General features: G+C 69.7%; 19 protein-coding genes. 11 read left to right on the forward strand and 8 right to left on the reverse strand.

Annotated features, from left to right (window positions below; translation table 11 throughout):
• Window positions 1-109 precede the first annotated feature (109 nt).
• The 5 genes from VV01_RS18920 to trxA all read left to right on the forward strand — a co-directional run bounded on the left by VV01_RS18920 (window position 110) and on the right by trxA (window position 5,230).
• Window positions 110-1,897, forward strand: coding sequence for a protein kinase family protein (locus tag VV01_RS18920; protein ID WP_050671253.1), 1,788 nt, complete (start codon window positions 110-112; stop codon window positions 1,895-1,897).
• Entirely contained in the window at window positions 1,894-2,460 is a 567-nt protein-coding gene (sigM, locus tag VV01_RS18925; RefSeq protein WP_050671254.1) for an RNA polymerase sigma factor SigM, read from the forward strand. Before VV01_RS18920 ends, sigM begins: the two co-directional genes overlap by 4 nt.
• 336 nt (window positions 2,461-2,796) lie before the next feature.
• Window positions 2,797-3,702, forward strand: a complete 906-nt coding sequence (locus VV01_RS18930) for a hypothetical protein (RefSeq protein WP_157508930.1) — start codon at window positions 2,797-2,799, stop codon at window positions 3,700-3,702.
• Between the two features lie 175 nt (window positions 3,703-3,877).
• A complete protein-coding gene (trxB, locus tag VV01_RS18935; RefSeq protein WP_050671256.1) occupies window positions 3,878-4,879 on the forward strand; it encodes a thioredoxin-disulfide reductase in 1,002 nt (333 codons plus the stop codon).
• Between the two features lie 24 nt (window positions 4,880-4,903).
• The gene (trxA, locus tag VV01_RS18940; RefSeq protein ID WP_050671257.1) at window positions 4,904-5,230 is read left to right on the forward strand and encodes a thioredoxin; all 327 of its coding nucleotides are present in this window, start codon (window positions 4,904-4,906) and stop codon (window positions 5,228-5,230) included.
• 158 nt (window positions 5,231-5,388) lie between these two features.
• Here trxA and VV01_RS18945 read toward each other — a convergent pair whose 3' ends face one another.
• From VV01_RS18945 to rpmH, 8 genes are all read right to left on the reverse strand, one after another.
• Window positions 5,389-6,621, reverse strand: coding sequence for a ParB/RepB/Spo0J family partition protein (locus VV01_RS18945; RefSeq protein WP_050671258.1), 1,233 nt, complete (start codon window positions 6,619-6,621; stop codon window positions 5,389-5,391).
• A gap of 223 nt (window positions 6,622-6,844) precedes the next feature.
• Window positions 6,845-7,951 carry a ParA family protein gene (locus VV01_RS18950; protein WP_407942941.1) on the reverse strand — a complete coding sequence of 369 codons (1,107 nt, stop codon included), beginning with the start codon at window positions 7,949-7,951 and terminating at the stop codon, window positions 6,845-6,847.
• A gap of 238 nt (window positions 7,952-8,189) precedes the next feature.
• Window positions 8,190-8,843, reverse strand: a complete 654-nt coding sequence (gene rsmG, locus VV01_RS18955; protein ID WP_050671259.1) for a 16S rRNA (guanine(527)-N(7))-methyltransferase RsmG — start codon at window positions 8,841-8,843, stop codon at window positions 8,190-8,192.
• Window positions 8,844-8,956: 113 nt separating this feature from the next.
• A complete protein-coding gene (locus VV01_RS18960; RefSeq protein WP_050671260.1) occupies window positions 8,957-9,556 on the reverse strand; it encodes a Jag family protein in 600 nt (199 codons plus the stop codon).
• Window positions 9,557-9,601: 45 nt separating this feature from the next.
• Window positions 9,602-10,618, reverse strand: coding sequence for a membrane protein insertase YidC (gene yidC / locus VV01_RS18965; RefSeq protein ID WP_050671261.1), 1,017 nt, complete (start codon window positions 10,616-10,618; stop codon window positions 9,602-9,604).
• An 8-nt stretch (window positions 10,619-10,626) separates the two neighbouring features.
• Window positions 10,627-10,929 carry a membrane protein insertion efficiency factor YidD gene (yidD, locus tag VV01_RS18970; RefSeq protein WP_050671262.1) on the reverse strand — a complete coding sequence of 101 codons (303 nt, stop codon included), beginning with the start codon at window positions 10,927-10,929 and terminating at the stop codon, window positions 10,627-10,629.
• On the reverse strand, window positions 10,926-11,318 hold the full coding sequence (gene rnpA / locus VV01_RS18975; RefSeq protein ID WP_050671263.1) for a ribonuclease P protein component: 393 nt from the start codon (window positions 11,316-11,318) through the stop codon (window positions 10,926-10,928). The genes yidD and rnpA overlap by 4 nt, the downstream gene beginning before the upstream one ends.
• Before the next feature lie 45 nt (window positions 11,319-11,363).
• Window positions 11,364-11,501, reverse strand: a complete 138-nt coding sequence (gene rpmH / locus VV01_RS18980; protein WP_050671264.1) for a 50S ribosomal protein L34 — start codon at window positions 11,499-11,501, stop codon at window positions 11,364-11,366.
• Window positions 11,502-11,996: 495 nt separating this feature from the next.
• Here rpmH and dnaA point away from each other — a divergent pair, with 495 nt between their 5' ends.
• The 6 genes from dnaA to VV01_RS19010 all read left to right on the forward strand — a co-directional run bounded on the left by dnaA (window position 11,997) and on the right by VV01_RS19010 (window position 19,466).
• A complete protein-coding gene (gene dnaA / locus VV01_RS18985) occupies window positions 11,997-13,451 on the forward strand; it encodes a chromosomal replication initiator protein DnaA (protein WP_050671265.1) in 1,455 nt (484 codons plus the stop codon).
• Window positions 13,452-14,332: 881 nt separating this feature from the next.
• Window positions 14,333-15,463, forward strand: a complete 1,131-nt coding sequence (gene dnaN / locus VV01_RS18990) for a DNA polymerase III subunit beta (protein WP_050671266.1) — start codon at window positions 14,333-14,335, stop codon at window positions 15,461-15,463.
• 69 nt (window positions 15,464-15,532) lie between these two features.
• On the forward strand, window positions 15,533-16,522 hold the full coding sequence (gnd, locus tag VV01_RS18995) for a phosphogluconate dehydrogenase (NAD(+)-dependent, decarboxylating) (RefSeq protein ID WP_050671267.1): 990 nt from the start codon (window positions 15,533-15,535) through the stop codon (window positions 16,520-16,522).
• 111 nt (window positions 16,523-16,633) lie between these two features.
• Window positions 16,634-17,821 carry a DNA replication/repair protein RecF gene (recF, locus tag VV01_RS19000; protein WP_050671268.1) on the forward strand — a complete coding sequence of 396 codons (1,188 nt, stop codon included), beginning with the start codon at window positions 16,634-16,636 and terminating at the stop codon, window positions 17,819-17,821.
• On the forward strand, window positions 17,808-18,413 hold the full coding sequence (locus tag VV01_RS19005) for a DUF721 domain-containing protein (RefSeq protein WP_082221103.1): 606 nt from the start codon (window positions 17,808-17,810) through the stop codon (window positions 18,411-18,413). The genes recF and VV01_RS19005 overlap by 14 nt, the downstream gene beginning before the upstream one ends.
• Before the next feature lie 117 nt (window positions 18,414-18,530).
• Window positions 18,531-19,466: a hypothetical protein gene (locus VV01_RS19010; protein WP_050671269.1), complete on the forward strand. Its 936-nt coding sequence runs from the start codon at window positions 18,531-18,533 to the stop codon at window positions 19,464-19,466.
• The last annotated feature ends 48 nt before the right edge of the window (window positions 19,467-19,514 follow it).

Here is a 19,514-nt window from a genome sequence, read left to right on the forward strand (position 1 = left end):
CGCGATGTCCGTCCCGACTCGCCTAGGATGCTGCGGGACACTTCCGTGCCGGCGTACGACCCGTAGACCTGCCGGTTCGACCGCGACCGCGTGATGACGAGGAGTATGTGTGGAGGGCATCAGCCGTGGCGCGACGCTCGGTGACCGCTACGAGCTGAGCCGTGCGCTCTCCAGCCGCGACGACGTCGAGCAGTGGATCGCCACGGACACCACCCTCGGGCGCGAGGTCACGATCACCTGCTTCGCCGCCGACCACCCCTACGCCGCCGCCGCGCTCGACTCCGCACGTCGGGTGGCCGGGGTCGAGGACCACCGTCTCGTGCGTGTGCTCGACGTCGGCACCGATGACGAGGTCTCGTTCGTCGTCGAGGAGGCCGTCCATCACGCGTCCTCCGTCGCGGCCCTGCTGCGCGAGGACACCCTCCCGGCCGAAGAAGTCCGTCGGGTCATCGGTGAGGCGGCCTCCGGCCTCGAGACCGCTCGTGCCCGCGGGCTGCACCACCTGATCCTCACGCCCCACCACGTGCTGCGCGCTCGTGACGGCTCGATCCAGGTGTCCGGTGTCGCCATCGGCGCCGCCCTCGACGGCCGTGACGACGAGCAGTCCTCCAACGCCTCCCGTGACGACGTGGTCGCCCTGGTCAAGGTCGCGTACGCCGGTCTCACCGGCCACTGGCCCGGCCCCGACGACGTCCCCGGAGTTCCCCAGGCCGAGCGGCGCGCCGACGGCATGCTGCCCGGCCCGACCGAGCTCGTGTCCGGGGTGCCGGGCGACCTCGACACGCTCGCCCGGACGACCCTCAACGACGACGAGGGCCCGCTCACCCCGGGCGAGCTCGCCCGCCAGCTGTCACCCTGGTCGTCCGAACAGGTGTTCGGTGTCGGTGGCAAGACCCCTCAGGCCGGCCGTACCGGCTCGCGGGCAGGGGCCACGAGTGCGGGACCGGCCCACGGCAAGGCCGCCGCAGGTGCCGCGGTCGGTGCCGCCGCGGGTGCGAGCGCCGGCCGCGCGGCGTCGTACTCCGAGGAGCGCGCCTCCGGCCCCCGCACGACCGATGACGACGAGACCACCGTCGCGACCTTCGCGGGCACCGACGACGACCCGACGATGGTCGGCCGGCGCCCCGAGCTCGACCGCGACGCGACGGCTGCCTACCGACCGGTGCAGGTGCCGAGCCGCATCGACGAGGACGACGACTACGAAGAGCTCGAGCCGCCGCTGCCGCTGCTCAACTCCGGCCGCGAGGAGCCCGACCGCGACAGCAGCCGCCTCGCGCTGGCGATCGTCGCGGGTGTCGTGGCCATCGCGCTCATCCTGGCGTTCTTCGGCCTGCGCAACCTGTTCAGCCCCGGCGACGACGAGCCCGACCAGGCCGCGACGAGCGCTCCCTCTGCGACCTCCAGCCAGAGCGCGCCCTCGACGTCCTCGCGGCCGCCCTCCACGTCCACGACACCTGCCGGTGGCCCGATCACGGTGCAGTCGATCAGCGGCTTCGACCCCGAGGGCCGAGGCAACGAGCACAACGAGCTCGCGTTCAAGGCCATCGACGGCGACCCGGAGACGGCGTGGCGCAGCTACATCTACAAGTCCGAGACCTTCGGCAGGCTCAAGTCCGGCGTGGGCCTGATGCTCAACCTGGGCGAGGCCCAGGACGTCCGCAGCGTCTCCGTCACGCTCAAGGGCTCCGCGTCCAGTGACATGACCGTCTACGTCACCGACGAGAAGCGTCTGCGCGACGCCCAGGAGCTCGGCAAGATCAGCGGTTCCGGCGAGCAGACCGCCACGGCGGCTCAGCCCGTCAAGGGCCGGTACGTCATCGTCTGGATCACCAAGCTCGCTCAGGAGAGCGGCGACGAGTTCCGTGACCAGATCAGTGAGATCAAGGTGTCCTCATGACCCAGCTCGACGCGCTCGCCGAGCGCTCCGACCGCGACCTGCTCTCCCAGCACTGTGCCGGTGACCCCGACGCCTTCGGTGAGCTGTTCCGCCGCCACAAGGACCGTATGTGGGCCGTCGCCCTGCGCACCTGCCGCGACCCCGAGCTCGCTGCAGACGCCGTGCAGGACGGGTTCATCTCGGCCTTCCGCCGTGCTGAGTCCTTCCGGGGCGACTCCCAGGTGACCACCTGGCTGCACCGCATCATCGTCAACGCCTGCCTCGACCGGCTGCGCCGCATCAAGCCGACCAGCGAGCTGCCCGAGTACGAGATGGCCGACCGCCACGACCACCACGGCGCGGTCGACGTCAAGCTCGACGTCCAGGAAGCACTGACCAAGATCCCCGAGGGCCAGCGCATGGCGCTGACGCTGGTCGACATGCACGGGATGAGCGTCGCCGAGGCCGCCCAGGTGCTCGAGGTGGCCGAGGGCACCATCAAGTCGCGCTGCGCCCGCGGCCGGTCGGCCCTCGCCGAGCTGCTCCGGGACAAGCACGGCGAGGGCTATCCCCTGCCGCGCTGACGCTCCTGATCGTCCTCACCGCCGGTGCCCTCCGCTGTCTCGGGCACCGGCGGTTCGCGTCTGGAGCCGCCCTCGTACGCCGCCCCGCGCGTCCTCACCCGAGGACGGAACCGGTCGGCGTACCGTCGCGTCGCAGGACCGATTGATGTTGGCCCACCTCCGTAGATCCACTCGTTCCCAAGTAGTAAAAATTTCTTTGACTTGGGCGGAACCCCTCCTCGACATCCGTCGTCCTACTCATGTCGTGCCCTTGCTGCCGCCTGCCCGCCAGGCGGTTCACAGGGGCCAGACGTCGAGAGCCACCGCTCTCGTCGACGGTTATGCCGGAGGTTGACAGTGAATGCACCACAGAACCCTGGGGGTCCCTCGTCGTTCGACGACGACCCGACCGGGGTGCGTGACCTGCTGTCCTCGTTGCCGGACCCGGGTCCGATGCCTGACGACGTCATGGCACGGGTCCAGTCCGCACTTGCACAGGAGCAGGCGTCCCGCGCCGGCACCACGCCGGGCCGTGTCGATGCCGAAGACGACCCCACCGGGGTGCGCGAGGTGCTGTCCTCGTTGCCGGACCCGGGTCCGATGCCTGACGACGTCATGGCACGGATCCAGTCCGCTCTCGCTCAGGAGCAGGCGTCCCGCGCCGGCACCCCATCCGACAACGTCACGCCGCTGATCGGGCGGCGCACGTCCGAGACTGCGTCGGCCGACGGCGCGAGCCCCGTCTCCGACACCTCACGCGGTCGCCGCCGCTGGCTCGCCCCTGTGGCCGGCCTCGGCGCAGCCGCCGCGATCGCGGTGGGTGCGCTGGGTGTCTCCCAGGCCATGAAGAGCGACTCGGACGACCCGCCCCCCGCTGCGCAGCCGCCCGCGGCCACGCAGAGCAACGGCAGCAGCAACCCGTTCGACAAGGTCAGCATCCAGAACTCCGGTCGCTCCTACACCGCCGCCGGCCTCGCCACCGAAGCCGTCGCGCTGAAGTCGCAGACCGGTTCGATCGACCCGACGCGCGCCGAGTCCGTCGCCCTGGGCCCGATCGCCACCGCGCCCGGACTGCTCGACTGCCTCAAGGTCGGTTCGAGCGCTCTGACCGCCGACCACATCTCGGCCGACCTCGGCAGCTACGAGGGCAAGCCGGCCGTGATCGTCGTCATCACCGACAAGGGCAAGAGCAACGCCTGGGTGTTCTCACGCCAGTGCACCCAGGGTCAGGGCAAGATCGCCGGCCCGACCCAGCTCGCCTGACCCGGCAGCACGTTCTGGTACGCCGGTTGCGCTCCGCGCGCAGCCGGCGTACCTGTGTGCAGACCGCCCTCCCGTGCCGTGCGGCGCGGGGAATGGGCACCGCCTACGATTCGTTGAGGCCAGTACGCGCCCCAACGCTCATTGCCACGCCCCACGACACCACCGGAGGACCTTCGTGACGACAGCCAGCGACCAGGTGCGCAACCTGATCATCATCGGTTCTGGTCCTGCGGGCTACACCGCTGCGGTGTACGCCGCCCGCGCTAACCTCGAGCCGCTGGTCTTCGAGGGGTCGGTGACCGCCGGCGGCGCGCTGATGAACACCACCGACGTCGAGAACTTCCCGGGCTTCTCCGACGGGATCATGGGCCCGGACCTGATGGAGCAGATGCGCTCCCAGGCCGAGCGCTTCGGTGCCGAGCTCGTGCGTGACGACGTCGAGTCGGTCGAGCTGACCGGTCCGATCAAGACCGTGACCGACGGATCCGGTCAGACGTACCGCGCCCGCGCGGTCATCCTGGCCATGGGCTCTGCCTACAAGGAGCTCGGCCTTCCGGACGAGCAGCGCCTCTCCGGGCACGGCGTCTCCTGGTGTGCCACCTGTGACGGCGCGTTCTTCCGCGACCAGGACATCGCTGTCGTCGGCGGCGGCGACTCGGCGGTCGAGGAGGCCACCTTCCTGACGCGGTTCGCCAAGTCGGTCACCATGGTCCACCGGCGTGACGAGCTGCGCGCGTCCAAGATCATGGCCGAGCGCGCCACGTCGAACGACAAGATCAGCTTCGCCTGGAACAGCGAGGTCGCCGCGATCCACGGCGACGCGAAGGTCTCCGGCGTCACGCTGCGCGACACCGTGACCGGTGAGCAGCGCGAGCTCGCCACGACCGGCGTGTTCGTCGCCATCGGCCACCTCCCGCGCAACGAGCTCGTCCAGGGCCAGGTCGAGCTCGACGATGAGGGCTACGTCCTCGTCCAGGGACGCTCCACGCGAACCAACCTCGACGGCGTCTTCGCCTGCGGCGACCTCGTCGACCACACCTACCGACAGGCCATCACGGCCGCCGGTTCCGGCTGCGCCGCCAGCCTCGACGCCGAGCGCTTCCTCGCGACGCTCGACCCCGAGGCCGAGCGTGAGCGCGGAGGCGCAGCCGAAGACTCCGTTCCCGCCACTGTCTGAAGTTCAACCCGAGAGAGGACACCCATGGGTGCAACCAAGCCGACCACTGACGCGACCTTCGAGGCCGACGTCCTGAAGAACCCCAAGCCGGTCCTCGTGGACTTCTGGGCCGAGTGGTGCGGGCCGTGCCGTGCGGTCGCGCCGATCCTCGAGGAGATCGCCACCGAGCATGCCGACAAGATCGAGGTCGTCAAGCTCAACACCGACGAGAACCCGGCCACCTCGGCCAAGTACGGCATCACCGGCATCCCGACGATGAACGTCTACGTCAACGGTGAGGTCGTCAAGACCCTCGTGGGCGCGCTCCCCAAGCCCAAGCTGGTGCGTGAGCTCGACGAGTTCATCGCCTGATCCTCGTACGACGAAGTGGCCCCCACCCGCAGGTGGGGGCCACTTCTGTGTCTACCGCCGTGGTCGCTGAACGTCGTTGCGACTCAACGCTGTTCGGCGGTCCAGCCGTGTGGGTCGTAGCTCGCGACGGCGGCGCGTCGCACGGACCGCACCTGCGGTCAGGAGCGTTCGATCCCGAGCTGCTGGACGATGCGGTCCAGGTCGTCGACCGAGGCGAACTCGACGGTCAGCTTGCCCTTGCGCTTGCCCAGGGAGATGGCGACCCGTGTGTCGAGCCGGTCCGAGAGTCGTGACGCGATGTCCTCCAGGTGCGGGTGCCGGTTGCCCATGCGCGGCGACGTACGACGTGACGCCTTCTCGTGGTCGCCGCCGAGCGCGACGATCTCCTCGACCGTGCGCACCGACAGACCCTCCGCAACGATGCGCTGCGCCAGTCGCTCCATGGCGGCGCCGTCGGCGAGGCCGAGGAGCGCGCGGGCGTGCCCAGCAGACAGGACTCCGGCCGCGACACGACGCTGCACCAGCGGCGGCAGCTTCAGGAGGCGCAGCGTGTTGGAGATCTGCGGACGCGAACGGCCGATCCGGCCGGCCAGCTGGTCGTGCGTGCAGCCGAAGTCGTCGAGCAGCTGCTGATAGGCAGCCGCCTCCTCGAGGGGGTTCAGCTGAGCGCGGTGCAGGTTCTCGAGCAAGGCGTCGCGCAGCAGGTCGTCATCGGTCGTGCTGCGGATGATCGCGGGAACCGTGGCCTTGCCGGCTTCCTTGCTCGCCCGCCAGCGACGCTCACCCATGATGAGCTCGTAGGCACGACCCTCACCGTCGGCCTCGCGTTCGGCCGCAGGCACCGGGCGCACCACGATGGGCTGCAGCACGCCGATCTCGCCGATGCTGTGCACCAGCTCGGCCATCTCGTCCTCGTCGAAGACCTGCCGTGGCTGCTTCGGGTTGGGACGGATGTCGTTGACATCGATCTCGGCGAACTCTGCACCCGGCACGGGGGTGAGACTCGAGGCGTCCGACGAGGTCGCAGCGGGCTCCTCCGCCGCGTCGTGCTCGTTGACCACCGCGGTCTCCGGCGCAGCGTTCTCACGGTTGTCGCTCGCGGCGCCCTCCTGGACCGCGCTCTCCGAGCCGGGCGTGCTGCCCTGCTCCTGACCGGAGTCTGTGTCCTTCGGAGCGTGCTCCTGCTCGTCCGCCTTCTCGGGCGAGCTCGGACGCGGTGCGTCGATCACCGCGGTGGACGTCCCCGCTGCCGCATCAGCTGCGTCGTTTCCCGTGAAACGCTCGGCGCTGCGGTCATTGAAGAACACGTCGCTCGGGCGGTTCGCCCCCGCCGGTGCGCTGGGGATCAGCGCTCCCAGTCCTCGACCGAGTCCCCGCCGCTTGTCGCTCACACTGCCTCCAGTTACTGACCGGGACGATGTCCCGACGTGCCTTGTCCAGGCGGTCTGCCGCCCGGCGCACCGCCAACCCTACTGCCCGCGTACCCGTCCTCTCGCCCAGGTGCGCGCGAACGACGCGCTGCGTGCGCGCCAGGAGCAGGCCCTGCTGGACACAGAAAAGCGGTGGTGTTTCCCGTGAAACACCACCGCTGTGATTCCGAACGACGTCGACGGGCTACGCGCGTTGCGGTGCTCCGCGCAGCGCCAGCTCGGTGGCGGCTTCGGCGTACGACAGTGCGCCGCTGCTCGCCGGGTCGTACGTCATCACGGTCAGGCCGTGGCTCGGGGCCTCGGAGATGCGGACCGACCGCGGCACCGTGCTCCGCAGCACCCGCTCGGGGAAGTGCGTACGCACCTCCTCCGCCACCTGGGCCGACAGGCGCGTGCGGCCGTCGTACATCGTGAGCAGGATCGTCGAGATCTCGAGCTCGGGGTTGAGGTGGGCCCGAATCAGCTCGATGTTGTTGAGCAGCTGGCTGAGGCCCTCGAGTGCGTAGTACTCGCACTGGATCGGGATGAAGACCTCTTGCGCGGCGACGAACGCGTTGACGGTCAGCAGCCCCAGGCTCGGTGGGCAGTCGATCAGGACGTAGTCGTACGCACTGTCGCCGAGCTCCTGGAGGTGCGCCAGCAGTGCACGGTTGAGCCGCTGCTCACGGGCGACCAGCGAGACGAGCTCGATCTCCGCGCCGGCGAGATCAATCGTGGCAGGTGCGCACCACAGGCCGGCCACATCCGGGCACTCCTGGACGACGCCCGACAGCGGCTTGCCGTCGACGACCACGTCGTAGACCGAAGGCACCTCGGCATGGTGGTCGATCCCGAGCGCGGTGCTCGCGTTGCCCTGCGGGTCGATGTCGATGACCAGGACCCGCATCCCGGCCTGAGCCAACGCAGCCGCGACATTGACGGTCGTCGTGGTCTTACCCACGCCGCCCTTCTGATTGGCCACCGTCATGACGCGGGTGCGGTCCGGGCGCTCGATGCGCGTCGATGCGATCGCCGAGCGTCGACGCGCCTGGTCCTCGAGCGCACTGGCGATCGGCGTCTCTGATCCGTCGTCAGCAGTCGGCACCGTCTCGTCGTGCCTGGGGCTCACAGGTTCCGCCCCGTTCTCGCCAGCGGGCGCCTCCTCGACAGGCGCACTGGGCTGGATGTCGCTCACGTCGTTGTCGCTCGTCTCGATGCTGGGGGTGGATGTTTCACGGGAAACTGCATCAGCCGCGGGCGCGTGGGCGCTCGATGTCTCTGTCGCCGGGTCTGCCTGCTGACCGGTTGTCAGAGCAACGGTCTCCGAACCTGGTTCGGTCGCTCCGCGCGCTGCCGGGCGAAGAAGTGGCCGGATGGTGTCGCCCGGATCTTCGGTACGACTCGGATCGGACGGATCCGCTGCGGACGGTTCGTCCGTCAGCACCGGCCAACCCAGCGGGGCGGGCGACTGCGCGGGCGCTTCGACCTGCCATCCGACAGGCGTTGCCGTTGTCATCTGCACCTCGCGGCTCCGTTCTCTCAGCTCTCGCTCAGCGTCGACCTTGCCGTCGCTGAGCACGTTTGGCGCGCTTCTTCTCGGCACTCTGCGCCGGCCCGGATCCCACGGGCGTGCGCAGCTGGGGCGCCATGCCGTCGACACGCAGCACGACGACCGTGCTGGGTGGATCGACCTGCCCCTCACCGTAGATCTCCACGGCGGTATCCGCGACTCGAAGGCGCCCCAGGATCTCGGCGTCCTCCGCGAGCTCCGTCGTCGCCCGCTCGCCCTTCAGAGCAATCATCGTGCCTCCGGGCCGCAACAGCGGGAGCGACAGGCGGGCGAGCTCTCCCAGGCGCGCGACCGCCCGGGACGTCACAGCATCGACGGCCAACGTGCCCCACAGCTGCTCTGCCTTCGCACGACGGACCTCGACATTGTCCAGCCCCAGGTCATCGATCACGGACTGCAGCCACCGCGTACGGCGTTCGAGGGGCTCGACCAGGACCAGGCGAAGGTCCGGCCGGGCGATCGCCAGGACGAGGCCCGGGAGTCCCGCGCCGGCACCGACGTCGGCGACAGAAGCCTCTGCCTCGAACGCCGGCGCGATGACGGCGCAGTTGAGGACGTGACGCTGCCAGAGTCGCGGCACCTCGCGCGGGCCGATGAGACCGTGCGTCACTCCGGTGTCTGCCAGGTGGGCCACGTAGGCCGCAGCCAGATCCAACCTGTCACCCAGGATCTGCTGGGCTTGATCAGGGGCCGGAGGCGCCGAGACCTGGGCCCCGGTCTCATCCGGTTCCACGTGAAACGCGCAGATCAGCTCGCGGGAAGAACCACGACGTACCGACGCGGCTCGACACCCTCGGACTCCGACGACAGCCCGGCAGCCAGGACGGCGTCGTGCACGACCTTGCGCTCGAACGCCGACATCGGGTCCATGGGGGCCTTCTCGCCGGACGCACGTACCTGCTCGACCACGGCCTCGGCCTCCTTGACGAGCGCAGCCCGCCGGTCGGCTCGGTGACCTGCGACGTCGAGCATCAGGCGCGTACGCTCGCCGGTCTCCGCCTGAACGGCGAGACGGGTGAGCTCCTGCAGGGCTTCGAGCACCTTGCCGTCCGCGCCCACGAGGCGACGAGGAACGCGGCCGTCCTCGCTGTCGACGATCGAGATGGACGCGCGGTCACCCTCGATGTCGACGTCGATGTCGCCATCGAGATCGGCGATGTCGAGCAGCGTCTCGAGGAAGTCAGCGGCGATCTCACCCTCGTGCTCGAGGTCGGTCGCGGCATCGGACGTGCTCGCGGTGTCGTCGCCCTCGGCAGCCTCGCTCTCGCCGACCTCCACGGACGTCGCGTCGGCAGTGGCGGTGGGCTCGACGGACTCGTCGACCTCGGGTGTGTGCTGATCAGTCATGAGACAGGTACTCCAGTTGTAGGCAGTGCGGAGAGGGGCCGGCGCTCAGCGCTTGCGGCGTGGGGTGTTGCGCTTGGGCTGAACCCGTTGGCCGCCGGTCTTGCCGGCCTGCTGACCAGAGGCGGTGGTCCGGCCGGGTGCGCCCGTGGGCTTCGGCTTGTCAGAGGACTCGCCGTCGGCGTCGTCGTCCTTGCTCAGACCCGGCACCGTGAGCTTCTTGGTCTCACGGCCCTTCGCGCGGTTGCGCTCCTCGAGGGCCTTCTCGGCCGCGGAACCGGGAGCCGGCATACGGCGGATGACGTAGAACTGCTGACCCATCGACCACAGGTTGGTGACCAGCCAGTAGATGAGCACACCGATCGGGAAGTTGGGGCCGGTGATGAAGAAGATCAGCGGCATCAGGTACATGATGTACTTCTGCTGCTTGGCCATCGGGTTGTCGAGCGCCGCCGCAGGCATGTTCTTGGTCATCAGCTGGCGCTGCGTGGTGAACGTCGTCAGCGACATCAGCACGATCAGGACCATCGTGACGATCTTGGCCGCCGCACCGTCGGAGTTGAGGAACGTCGACGACAGCTGCGCCCCGAAAAGGGTGGAGTTCTCGGCCTGACGCGCGAGCTCCTGGGTCAGCGGGCCCAGCGGCTCCTTGCGACCGTCCGCCATCTGCGGCAGACCGTGCAGCACCCGGAACAGCGCGAAGAAGAACGGGCTCTGCAGCAGGATCGGGAGGCAGGAGCCGAACGGGTTGGTGCCCGTCCGCTTGTACAGCTCCATCGTCTCCTCGGTCATCTTCTGCCGAGACTCCTGATCCTTCTTGCCCTTGTACTTGGCCTGGATCTTCTGCATCTCGGGCTGGATGAGCTGCAGCCGACGCGAGGACTTGATCTGCTTGACGAACAGCGGGATGAGCAGGATCCGCAGCACGATGACCAGACCGACGATGGACAGCGCCCAGGTCCAGCCGTTCTCGGACGGCAGCCCGATGAAGGTGAACGCCTTGTGGAAGCCGACCATGATGGTCGCGACGAACCACTCGAGCGGGAACAGAAGTGTGTCGATCATGAAGGTCCTCAGTGCGGGTGGTGCGAGGGCGAGGGATGAGGTGTGGACCGTGGTCCACGCTGCGGAACGTGGTCGACGCCGCCGGGGTTCCAGGGGTGACACCGCAGCACACGGCGTACGGCCAACCAGGTCCCCTTGAACGGGCCGAAGCGGCGCAGCGCGGTGACGGCGTACGCCGAACAGCTCGGCGTGAACCGGCAGCTCGGCGGAGTCAGAGGTGAGATGAAGCGCTGATAGAGGCGCACCATCCAGATCAGGGGTAGGGCTGCGGTGCCGCCGAGGGTGCGACGCTCCTGCGAGGTCTCAGTCATCGCAGTCTCCGCAGGACGTCGTCGAGCAAGCGGTCGAACTCGGCGACCAGCTCGGGCGACGAGGCCCGGCCAGCAGGAGGCTGGGCGCGTACGACGAGGCCCGCCCCTGCCGGCAGCCGGTCCAGGACCGCGCCGGCGCGGTGTCGCAGGACCCGCTTGACGCGGTTGCGGACCACCGCGCCGCCGACGGCCTTGGATACGACGAAGCCGACGCGCGGGAGGGCTTCCTCTCGCGCGTCGGCGAAGTCGTCATCGGCCAACCGCGCGACGTGCAGGACGAGCAGACGTCCGCCCGACCGTGCGGCAGGGACCCGAGTCCGGTCCCGTCGACCGCGCAGAACCGACCTGAAGTCGGAGGGCGTACGCAGTCGGTGAGCCGCCGGGAGCACGAGGCGCCTTGACGTCGTCAGCCACGACCGCGCGACGCCGCGCGATCAGGCCGACAGGCGGGCGCGGCCCTTGGAGCGGCGCGAGGCCAGCACGGCGCGGCCGGCGCGGGTGCGCATACGCAGGCGGAAGCCGTGCTTCTTGGCGCGGCGACGGTTGTTGGGCTGGAAGGTGCGCTTGCTCACGGCGTTCTCCGGTCGATCGGGCTGAGCGGGCGGTTCGCCGCCACAGCCAAGGTGGTCTGGTTGACGCCGGGAGGCGTCGTACGGCCCCAGTCACGGCCGCTGTCGGAAGCCCACCGTGCGCTCGTGCACAATCTCGCCAGGAGACTGCGGCACAGCAAGCGCACCGTGAGCATGCGAAAACGGCCATGGCAGGCACGGCCGCGTCAACGATACGGGTACGCCGGATCGAGGGTCAAACCGAGACGGCTAGGGCCAACCTGGCATCAGACACCCGCAGGCGCCGTGGCTCGACCCGACACGCCGACATCAGGACAAGTCGGCGAGAAATCAGGCGGTCCGCGATGTTGCCTCGGGCTCCAGGATGTTGTTAGCGTCGGGCCTCCGACTCGCTCCACCTCTTCGTACACAGCCTGTGGATAAGCCTGTGGATCGCCTGCCTAGTCTAGGTTCGCTGGAGCAGCACAGCCACACACGCCACGGAGGGGAGCACGACAGGTGAGCGAGGACAAGCCCGACCTGGCCCATGTGTGGCACTCCACCGTGATGGCGCTGGAGGAGACGGGCATCGCCGCTCGTGACCGAGCCTTCCTGCGCCTGACCCGTCTCGTCGGCCTCGTCGACCAGACCGCGCTGCTCGCCGTCCCGTTCGACCACACCAAGGACATCCTCGAGACGTCTCTGCGCGAGCCCGTCTCGAGCGCGCTCAGTCGGCTGCTCGACCGTGACGTACGACTCGCCGTCACCGTCGACCCCCAGCTGCAGCAGACCGTCAGCGCCAGCGCCGAGGCCAAGGACGCCGGCATCGGGGAGGACGAGGTCGCCGAGACCGATGCCGAGGAGGCCGGTACGCCGGCGCCCGCCCTGATCCGACCGGTCCGTGCCTCCAACCGGCCGCCGGTCGAGCCGGTCACCGACGCTCGGCTCAACCCGAAGTACACCTTCGACACGTTCGTCATCGGCGCGAGCAACCGGTTCGCGCACGCGGCTGCGTTCGCCGTGGCCGAGGCGCCGGCGAAGTCGTACAACCCGCTGTTCGTCTACGGCGACTCCGGGCTCGGCAAGACGCACCTGCTGCACGCCATCGGCCACTACGTGCGCAACCTCTACCCGAGCATGCGGGTGCGCTACGTGAACTCCGAGGAGTTCACCAACGACTTCATCAACTCCATCCGCGACGACAAGGCGAGCAGCTTCCAGAAGCGCTACCGCGACGACGTCGACGTGCTCCTCATCGATGACGTGCAGTTCTTGCAGGGCAAGGACGGCACGCAGGAGGAGTTCTTCCACACGTTCAACGCGCTGCACGACAGCGAGAAGCAGATCGTGCTGACCAGCGATCAGCCGCCCAAGAAGCTCAGCGGCTTCGCCGACCGGATGCGTTCGCGCTTCGAGTGGGGTCTGCAGACCGACGTCACGCCGCCCGATCTCGAGACACGGATCGCGATCCTGCGCAAGAAGGCCATCGCCGAGCGCATGAACGTGCCCGACGACGTACTCGAGCTGATCGCGAGCAAGTTCTCCACCAACATCCGCGAGCTCGAGGGCGCGCTGATCCGCGTCATGGCGTTCGCGTCGCTGTCGCAGCAGCCGGTCGACCAGCAGGTCGCCGGCTACGTGCTCAAGGACCTCGTCCCGAGCGCCGGCAGCAGTCAGATCACGGCGACGCTGATCATGACCAAGACGGCTGAGTACTTCCACGTCTCGGTCGAGGAGCTGTGCGGCTCGTCCCGCTCGCGCACGCTCGTGACCGCACGCCAGATCGCGATGTACCTGTGCCGCGAGCTCACCGAGCTCTCGCTCCCGAAGATCGGCCAGCAGTTCGGCGGACGCGACCACACCACGGTCATGCACGCCGACCGCAAGATCCGCCAGCTCATCGGTGAGCGGCGCCCGATCTACGACCAGATCACCGAGCTGACCGGTCAGATCACCCGCGCAGCCGCCGGCTGACGCTCCTCGCCTCACACGCCGTCGTACGACGGTCTCTCCCGCTCTCCGGGCGCACCCACCTCGGTCGGTGCGCCCGTCGGCGTACCCGGCTGGCATGACAGAGCGCGCGCGACACGACTCAACCGCACCTCGAAGGTGACCCGCATCTGGTTGTCCACAGGCTGGGGACAAGCCTGGGGACAACCTTGGGGACGAGCGTGTGGACAGGATGTGCACACCGGGATCACACGTTCCGAGCCCAGCGGAGCATCGAGCGCGCGCATCGAGCACCAACACGCGGAACTACACCCACGGAACTCCGACATTCCGGGCCCCTCCGCGCTGTGTACCCACGTTATCCACAGGCTGGGGACAAGCCTGTGCACACAGCACATGCGTGCACTTCTGCCCCACATTCATCACCCGACACACCCAGAACACGGCACAACTGCCCCCAAGGGCTGCGTACAACCTGTGGATCGCGGGTCGAAAGCCTGGGGACGGCCAGTGCGCCGGTGGGGTTGTCCCCAGGGAAGCCGAGTTATCCACAGGCTCCGGCACAGCGTTGTGCACAACGGCGATCCGCGCGATCTCGGCCCGCGCGACCGCTGTCCACAGAATCCACAGCTGCTACGACGACGATCACCCTTCCCGACTGGCTCCGCTCCGCCCCGCGTACCTGGGGATGGAGGGCACGACGAGGAATCGGGCGGCCGCCGCCCCACAGGGGCGGACGACGTGTTGGAATGCCACCCACGACCCGACTAGGGTCGGCTCGCACCCGCTCCATGGCGCGGGTGCTTCCCCGCTCCGGGCCGCTCCGCGTGCCCGCACACCAACTCAGACGACGGACGTCGGCGTACCGGGCCTCGACCGGACGCGACAGGGCAAGGACGGTGGACGTGAAGTTCCGGGTCGATCGCGACGTACTCGCCGAAGCCGTCACCTGGGCGGTGCGCGGCCTCTCCCCTCGCCCTCCCGTGCCCGTGCTCGCGGGTGTCCTGCTGGAGGCGACCGCCGAGGGGCTCACGCTGAGCGCCTTCGACTACGAGGTGTCGGCCAAGGTCACCGTCGACGCCGAGGTCGACGAGCCGGGCACGGTGCTCGTGCTCGGCCGTCTGCTCGCCGAGATCTCGCGCAGCCTGCCGAGCAAGCCGGTCGAGATCACGACCGACGGCTCGAAGGTCCAGGTCACCTGCGGCTCCAGCCGCTTCAGCCTGCAGCAGATGCCGACCGACGACTACCCGACGCTGCCCGCCTCGCCGGATGCGACCGGCAGCATCGCCGGTGACGTCTTCACCCAGGCGGTCGCTCAGGTCTCCATCGCCGCCGACCGCGGCGACACGCTCCCGATCCTCACCGGCGTCCGGGTCGAGATCGAGGGCGAGAAGCTCACCCTCCTCGCCACCGACCGCTACCGCCTGGCCATGCGCGAGCTCACCTGGAACCCCGGCGCCACCGACGCCAGCCACGTCGCACTCATCCCCGCACGCACGCTGTCCGACACCGCCAAGGCGCTCGGCGCGTCCGGCTCGGTCGACATCGCGCTCGGCACCGCAGCGGGCGGTGACGGCCTGGTCGGGTTCGAGGCCGGTCAGCGGCGAGCCACGACGCGCCTGCTCGACGGCGAATACCCCAAGGTCACCTCGATCTTCCCCACCAGCGTCGACACCGTGTCGGTCATCGAGACCGCCGCGCTGACCGAGGCCGTCAAGCGTGTCTCGCTCGTCGCCGAGCGCAACACCCCTGTGCGCTTGCGGTTCAGCGAGGGCCAGGTCGCGATCGAGGCCGGCACCGGCGACGACGCGCAGGCCAGCGAGGCCGTCGAGGCGACGCTCACCGGCCCCGAGCTCGAGATCGCGTTCAACCCGCAGTTCCTGCTCGACGGTCTGGGCGCCATCGGTACGCCGTTCGCGCGCCTGTCGTTCACCCAGCCCAGCCGTCCGGCCGTGCTGTCGGGCCAGGCCGAGGCTGACGGCGACGCCGACGAGAGCTATCGCTACGTCCTGATGCCCGTCCGGTTCGCCAGCTGAACCCGGCGTACCGTCAGCACTGACATCTCAAGCGGCACACACCCTTTCGAGCGCGAAGGAGCATCGGCGATGCAGCTGGGTCTGATCGGTCTGGGCAAGATGGGCGGCAACATGCGCGAGCGCATCCGCCGCGCAGGACACGAGGTCGTCGGCTTCGACCGCAACCCCGAGGTCAGCGACGTCGCCTCCCTCAAGGAGCTCGTCGACACGCTCGACGCCCCGCGCACGGTCTGGGTGATGGTGCCTGCAGGTGACCCGACCCGCGAGACCGTCAAGGAGCTCTCCGGTCTGCTGGCCGAGGGCGACCTGGTCATCGACGGCGGCAACAGCAAGTTCACCGACGACCAGGCCAACGCCGAGCTGCTGCAGGACAAGGGCATCGGCTACGTCGACTGCGGCGTCTCCGGCGGCATCTGGGGTCTGGACAACGGCTACGGCCTGATGTGCGGCGGCGACGAGCAGTACGTCGAGCGCGCGATGCCGATCTTCGACGCGCTGCGACCCGAGGGCCCGCGCGAGGAAGGGTTCGTCCACGCCGGCAAGGTCGGTGCCGGCCACTACGCCAAGATGGTCCACAACGGCATCGAGTACGGCCTGATGCAGGCCTACGCCGAGGGCTGGGAGCTGCTCGAGGCCAAGGACATCGTGGACGACGTCCACGGCTGCTTCAAGGCCTGGACGCGCGGCACGGTCGTCCGCTCGTGGCTGCTCGACCTGATGGTCAAGGCGCTCGAGGAGACCCCGCACCTGGAAGGCGTCAGCCAGTACTCCACCGACTCCGGCGAGGGCCGCTGGACCCTCGAGGAGGGCATCAACCTCGCGGTGCCGATGCCGGTGCTCGCGGCCGCCCTCTTCTCCCGCTTCACCTCGCGCCAGGAGAACTCCCCGCAGATGCAGGCCGTCGCCGCGCTGCGCGGCCAGTTCGGTGGGCACGAGGTGATGAAGCACGGCGCGGAGCCCTGGAACGGCCCGAAGGAGGGCCAGGCCGAGGTCAGCCCCGCCGCCGAGCCCAAGCAGGACGGCAAGGCCAAGCCCGGCGCGAAGGCCAGCGAGCACTGACGGCCCGTACGCCGGCGCGGCCGGCCCCGCTCCGGCACCAGCGGTGCCCGCGGACGGCAGGCGCCGGCGTACGACTCTGCAGGATGACCGAGCACGCACGAATGAGGTGACATGTACCTGCGTCACCTGTCGTTGATGGACTTCCGCTCCTACCCCACCGCCGAGGTCGAGCTGCAGCCCGGCATCACGACGTTCGTGGGGCTGAACGGGCAGGGCAAGACCAACCTCGTCGAGGCTGCCGGCTACCTCGCGAGCCTGTCCTCGCACCGCGTCGCGCAGGACGCACCGCTCGTGCGGGCCGGCGCGAGCCAGGCGATCATCCGTGCGGCCGTCGTGCGGGAGGGGCGCGAGCAGGTCGTCGAGCTCGAGATCAACCCCGGCAGGGCCAACCGCGCACGGCTCGGCCGCGCTCCCCTGACCCGCCCGCGCGACATCCTCGGCGCGCTGCGCACCGTGCTGTTCGCGCCGGAGGACCTGGCTCTGGTCAAGGGCGACCCGTCCGAACGACGGGCGTTCCTGGACCAGCTGCTCATCGCCCGTCAGCCGCGCTGGGCGGGAGCACGGTCGGACTACGACAAGATCCTCAAGCAGCGCAACGCTCTGCTGAAGTCGGCAATGCCGTTGCTGCGCAAGGGAACTCGTCGACGCGTCGACCGTGATCCGCAGGAGGTCGAGGCCGCTCTGCACACGCTCGACGTGTGGAACAGCCACCTCGCCGAGGTCGGCTCGTCTCTCGTCTACGCGCGACTGCGGCTGCTGCACGACCTGTCGCCGTACCTGTCCAAGGCCTACGACGAGGTGAGCGCCGGGCGCGGAGCCGCGCAGGCGACGTACCGCTCGTCCTTGTACGACGAGATGGCCACGCGCATCGCCGGCGGCGAGGTGCCCGAGCAGGACGCGCTGCGTGAGGCGACGCTGGAGACCTTCGCGCAGGTCCGTGAGCAGGAGGTCGAGCGCGGCATCACGCTGGTCGGGCCGCACCGGGACGACCTTCTGCTGCAGCTCGGCGACCTGCCGGCCAAGGGGTACGCCAGTCATGGTGAGTCGTGGTCGTTCGCGCTGGGTCTGCGGATCGCGGCGTTCCAGCTGCTGCGCACCGACCTCGGCACGGATCCGGTGCTGGTGCTCGACGACGTGTTCGCCGAGCTCGACGCCGGTCGCCGGGAGCGGCTCGCGGCCATGGTCGAGGACGCCGAGCAGGTGCTCGTCACCGCTGCTGTGGCGGACGACGTGCCGCCCGCGCTGACCGGGCGGACCTTCCACGTGACCCTCGGGTCGGTTTCACGTGAACCCGCCTGAGCCGCGACCGAGCGGGGACGCCCCCGACGAGCGGGAGACGGTCGAGCAGCGCGCGACGACCGGGCCACCCGCTGCCGACGTCGCGCCCGAGGACACGGTCGACGCCGCGACCGCCGCTCTCGCTCGCGTACGCCGTGCCGCCCGGGACCGAGGGCTGCGCCCCGGAACCCCCGCGATCCGCAAGCGGCGAGCCGGCGACATCGGCCGCTACGAGCGCACCGGCAGCAAGGCCGGTCGCGACCCCCTCGCCGTGGGCGACCAGGTCGACCGACTTGTCCGCGACCGTGACTGGCGAGTTGACGTCGCCGCCGGTGCCGTCATGGGCCGATGGCTGGAGATCGTCGGCCCGGACGTCGCATCGCACGCGACCCCGACGCAGTTCCAGGACAGCATCCTGACCGTGCGTGCCGACTCGACGGCCTGGGCGACCCAGCTCACCTGGATGAGCAGCACCATCCTCGGGCGCATGGAGGAGATCGTCGGCGCCGGGGTCGTGGTCGAGCTGAAGGTCGTGGGCCCGGCCGCACCGTCGTGGTCCCGGGGGATGCGGCGTACCCACGGCGGTCGAGGACCGCGTGACACCTATGGGTGAGCGGCGTCGTTGTGGAGTGCGTTCACGCTTTCGATGTGCCTCGCTCCCCGGTTGCACGTACGGTGGCTCGTCGGGGAGTCGACAGAACGACCGCAACGTGAGGAAGAGACAGCCACTGTGAGCCGACCCGAGGGCCCGAGCGGCGACCGCACCGAAGGCGTTGGCCGGCCGACGGCTGATGATCCCGACGCCACCCAGACCGACCTGCCCCGCGTGGCGCAGATGCCTGCAGCACCCAGCCAGCCTGCGGCGCCCGGCGGCTACGCGCGTGGCGCCTCACCGTTCCGGGCCCAGCAGGAGTCGGACGCCGACTCCACCCAGGCGTTCCGGCCGGGCGAGGTCGCCGATCACCCGACCCAGCCGGCCGCGTACGCCGCCGGCGGGCCGTCGTACGACGACGACCACACCCAGGAGCGCGACTACGGCCTGCAGCAGCCTTCGTACGCCGCGGCGAGTCCTGCGCAGGACCTGTTCCGGGAGGACGACGGCTACGACGAGGCCTACGTCACCGAGGAGCAGCCGCGTCACCGTGGCGGCATCCTCGCCCCGATCGCCGTGATCGCGCTGTCGGTGATCGCGCTCAGCGCGGCCTTCTTGTTCACACGGGGTGGCGGCGACGACCAGGCGCAGTCGCCCGCTCCACTGCCCAGCGCGACCGCCACCCAGCCGAGCCCGACCCCGACGACCGAGGAGGGCAGCACCGACGTGCCGACCTCCCCCACCCCGGCGCCGTGGACCCAGACCCCGACGCCGACCCCCTCGACCTCGACGTCTGCGCCGACCACGCAGTCCCCCACCTCGACCAAGACCCAGCGCGCCAAGCTGCCCGGCGGCGTCAAGACCTGCAGCCAGACCGTCGGCGCCTCCCGCTCGACGACCTGCCCGTTCGCGCTCAACGTCGCGGCCGCGGTCTCCAGCAAGAACAAGCCGAAGGGCTCGTTCACGGTCAACGCCTACAGCAACGCCACCAAGAAGGACTACGTCATGCGCTGCAACGGCGGTGACGTGACGGTCTGTCGCGGTGGCAAGCGGGCCGTCGTCTACATCGTCTGAGCGCCCGAGCCCGGCGCGCGCCAGCCAACGGCGCGCAGAGTCGTTCGG

It is taken from the genome of Luteipulveratus halotolerans, from assembly GCF_001247745.1.
Classification (GTDB): Bacteria; Actinomycetota; Actinomycetes; order Actinomycetales; family Dermatophilaceae; genus Luteipulveratus; species Luteipulveratus halotolerans.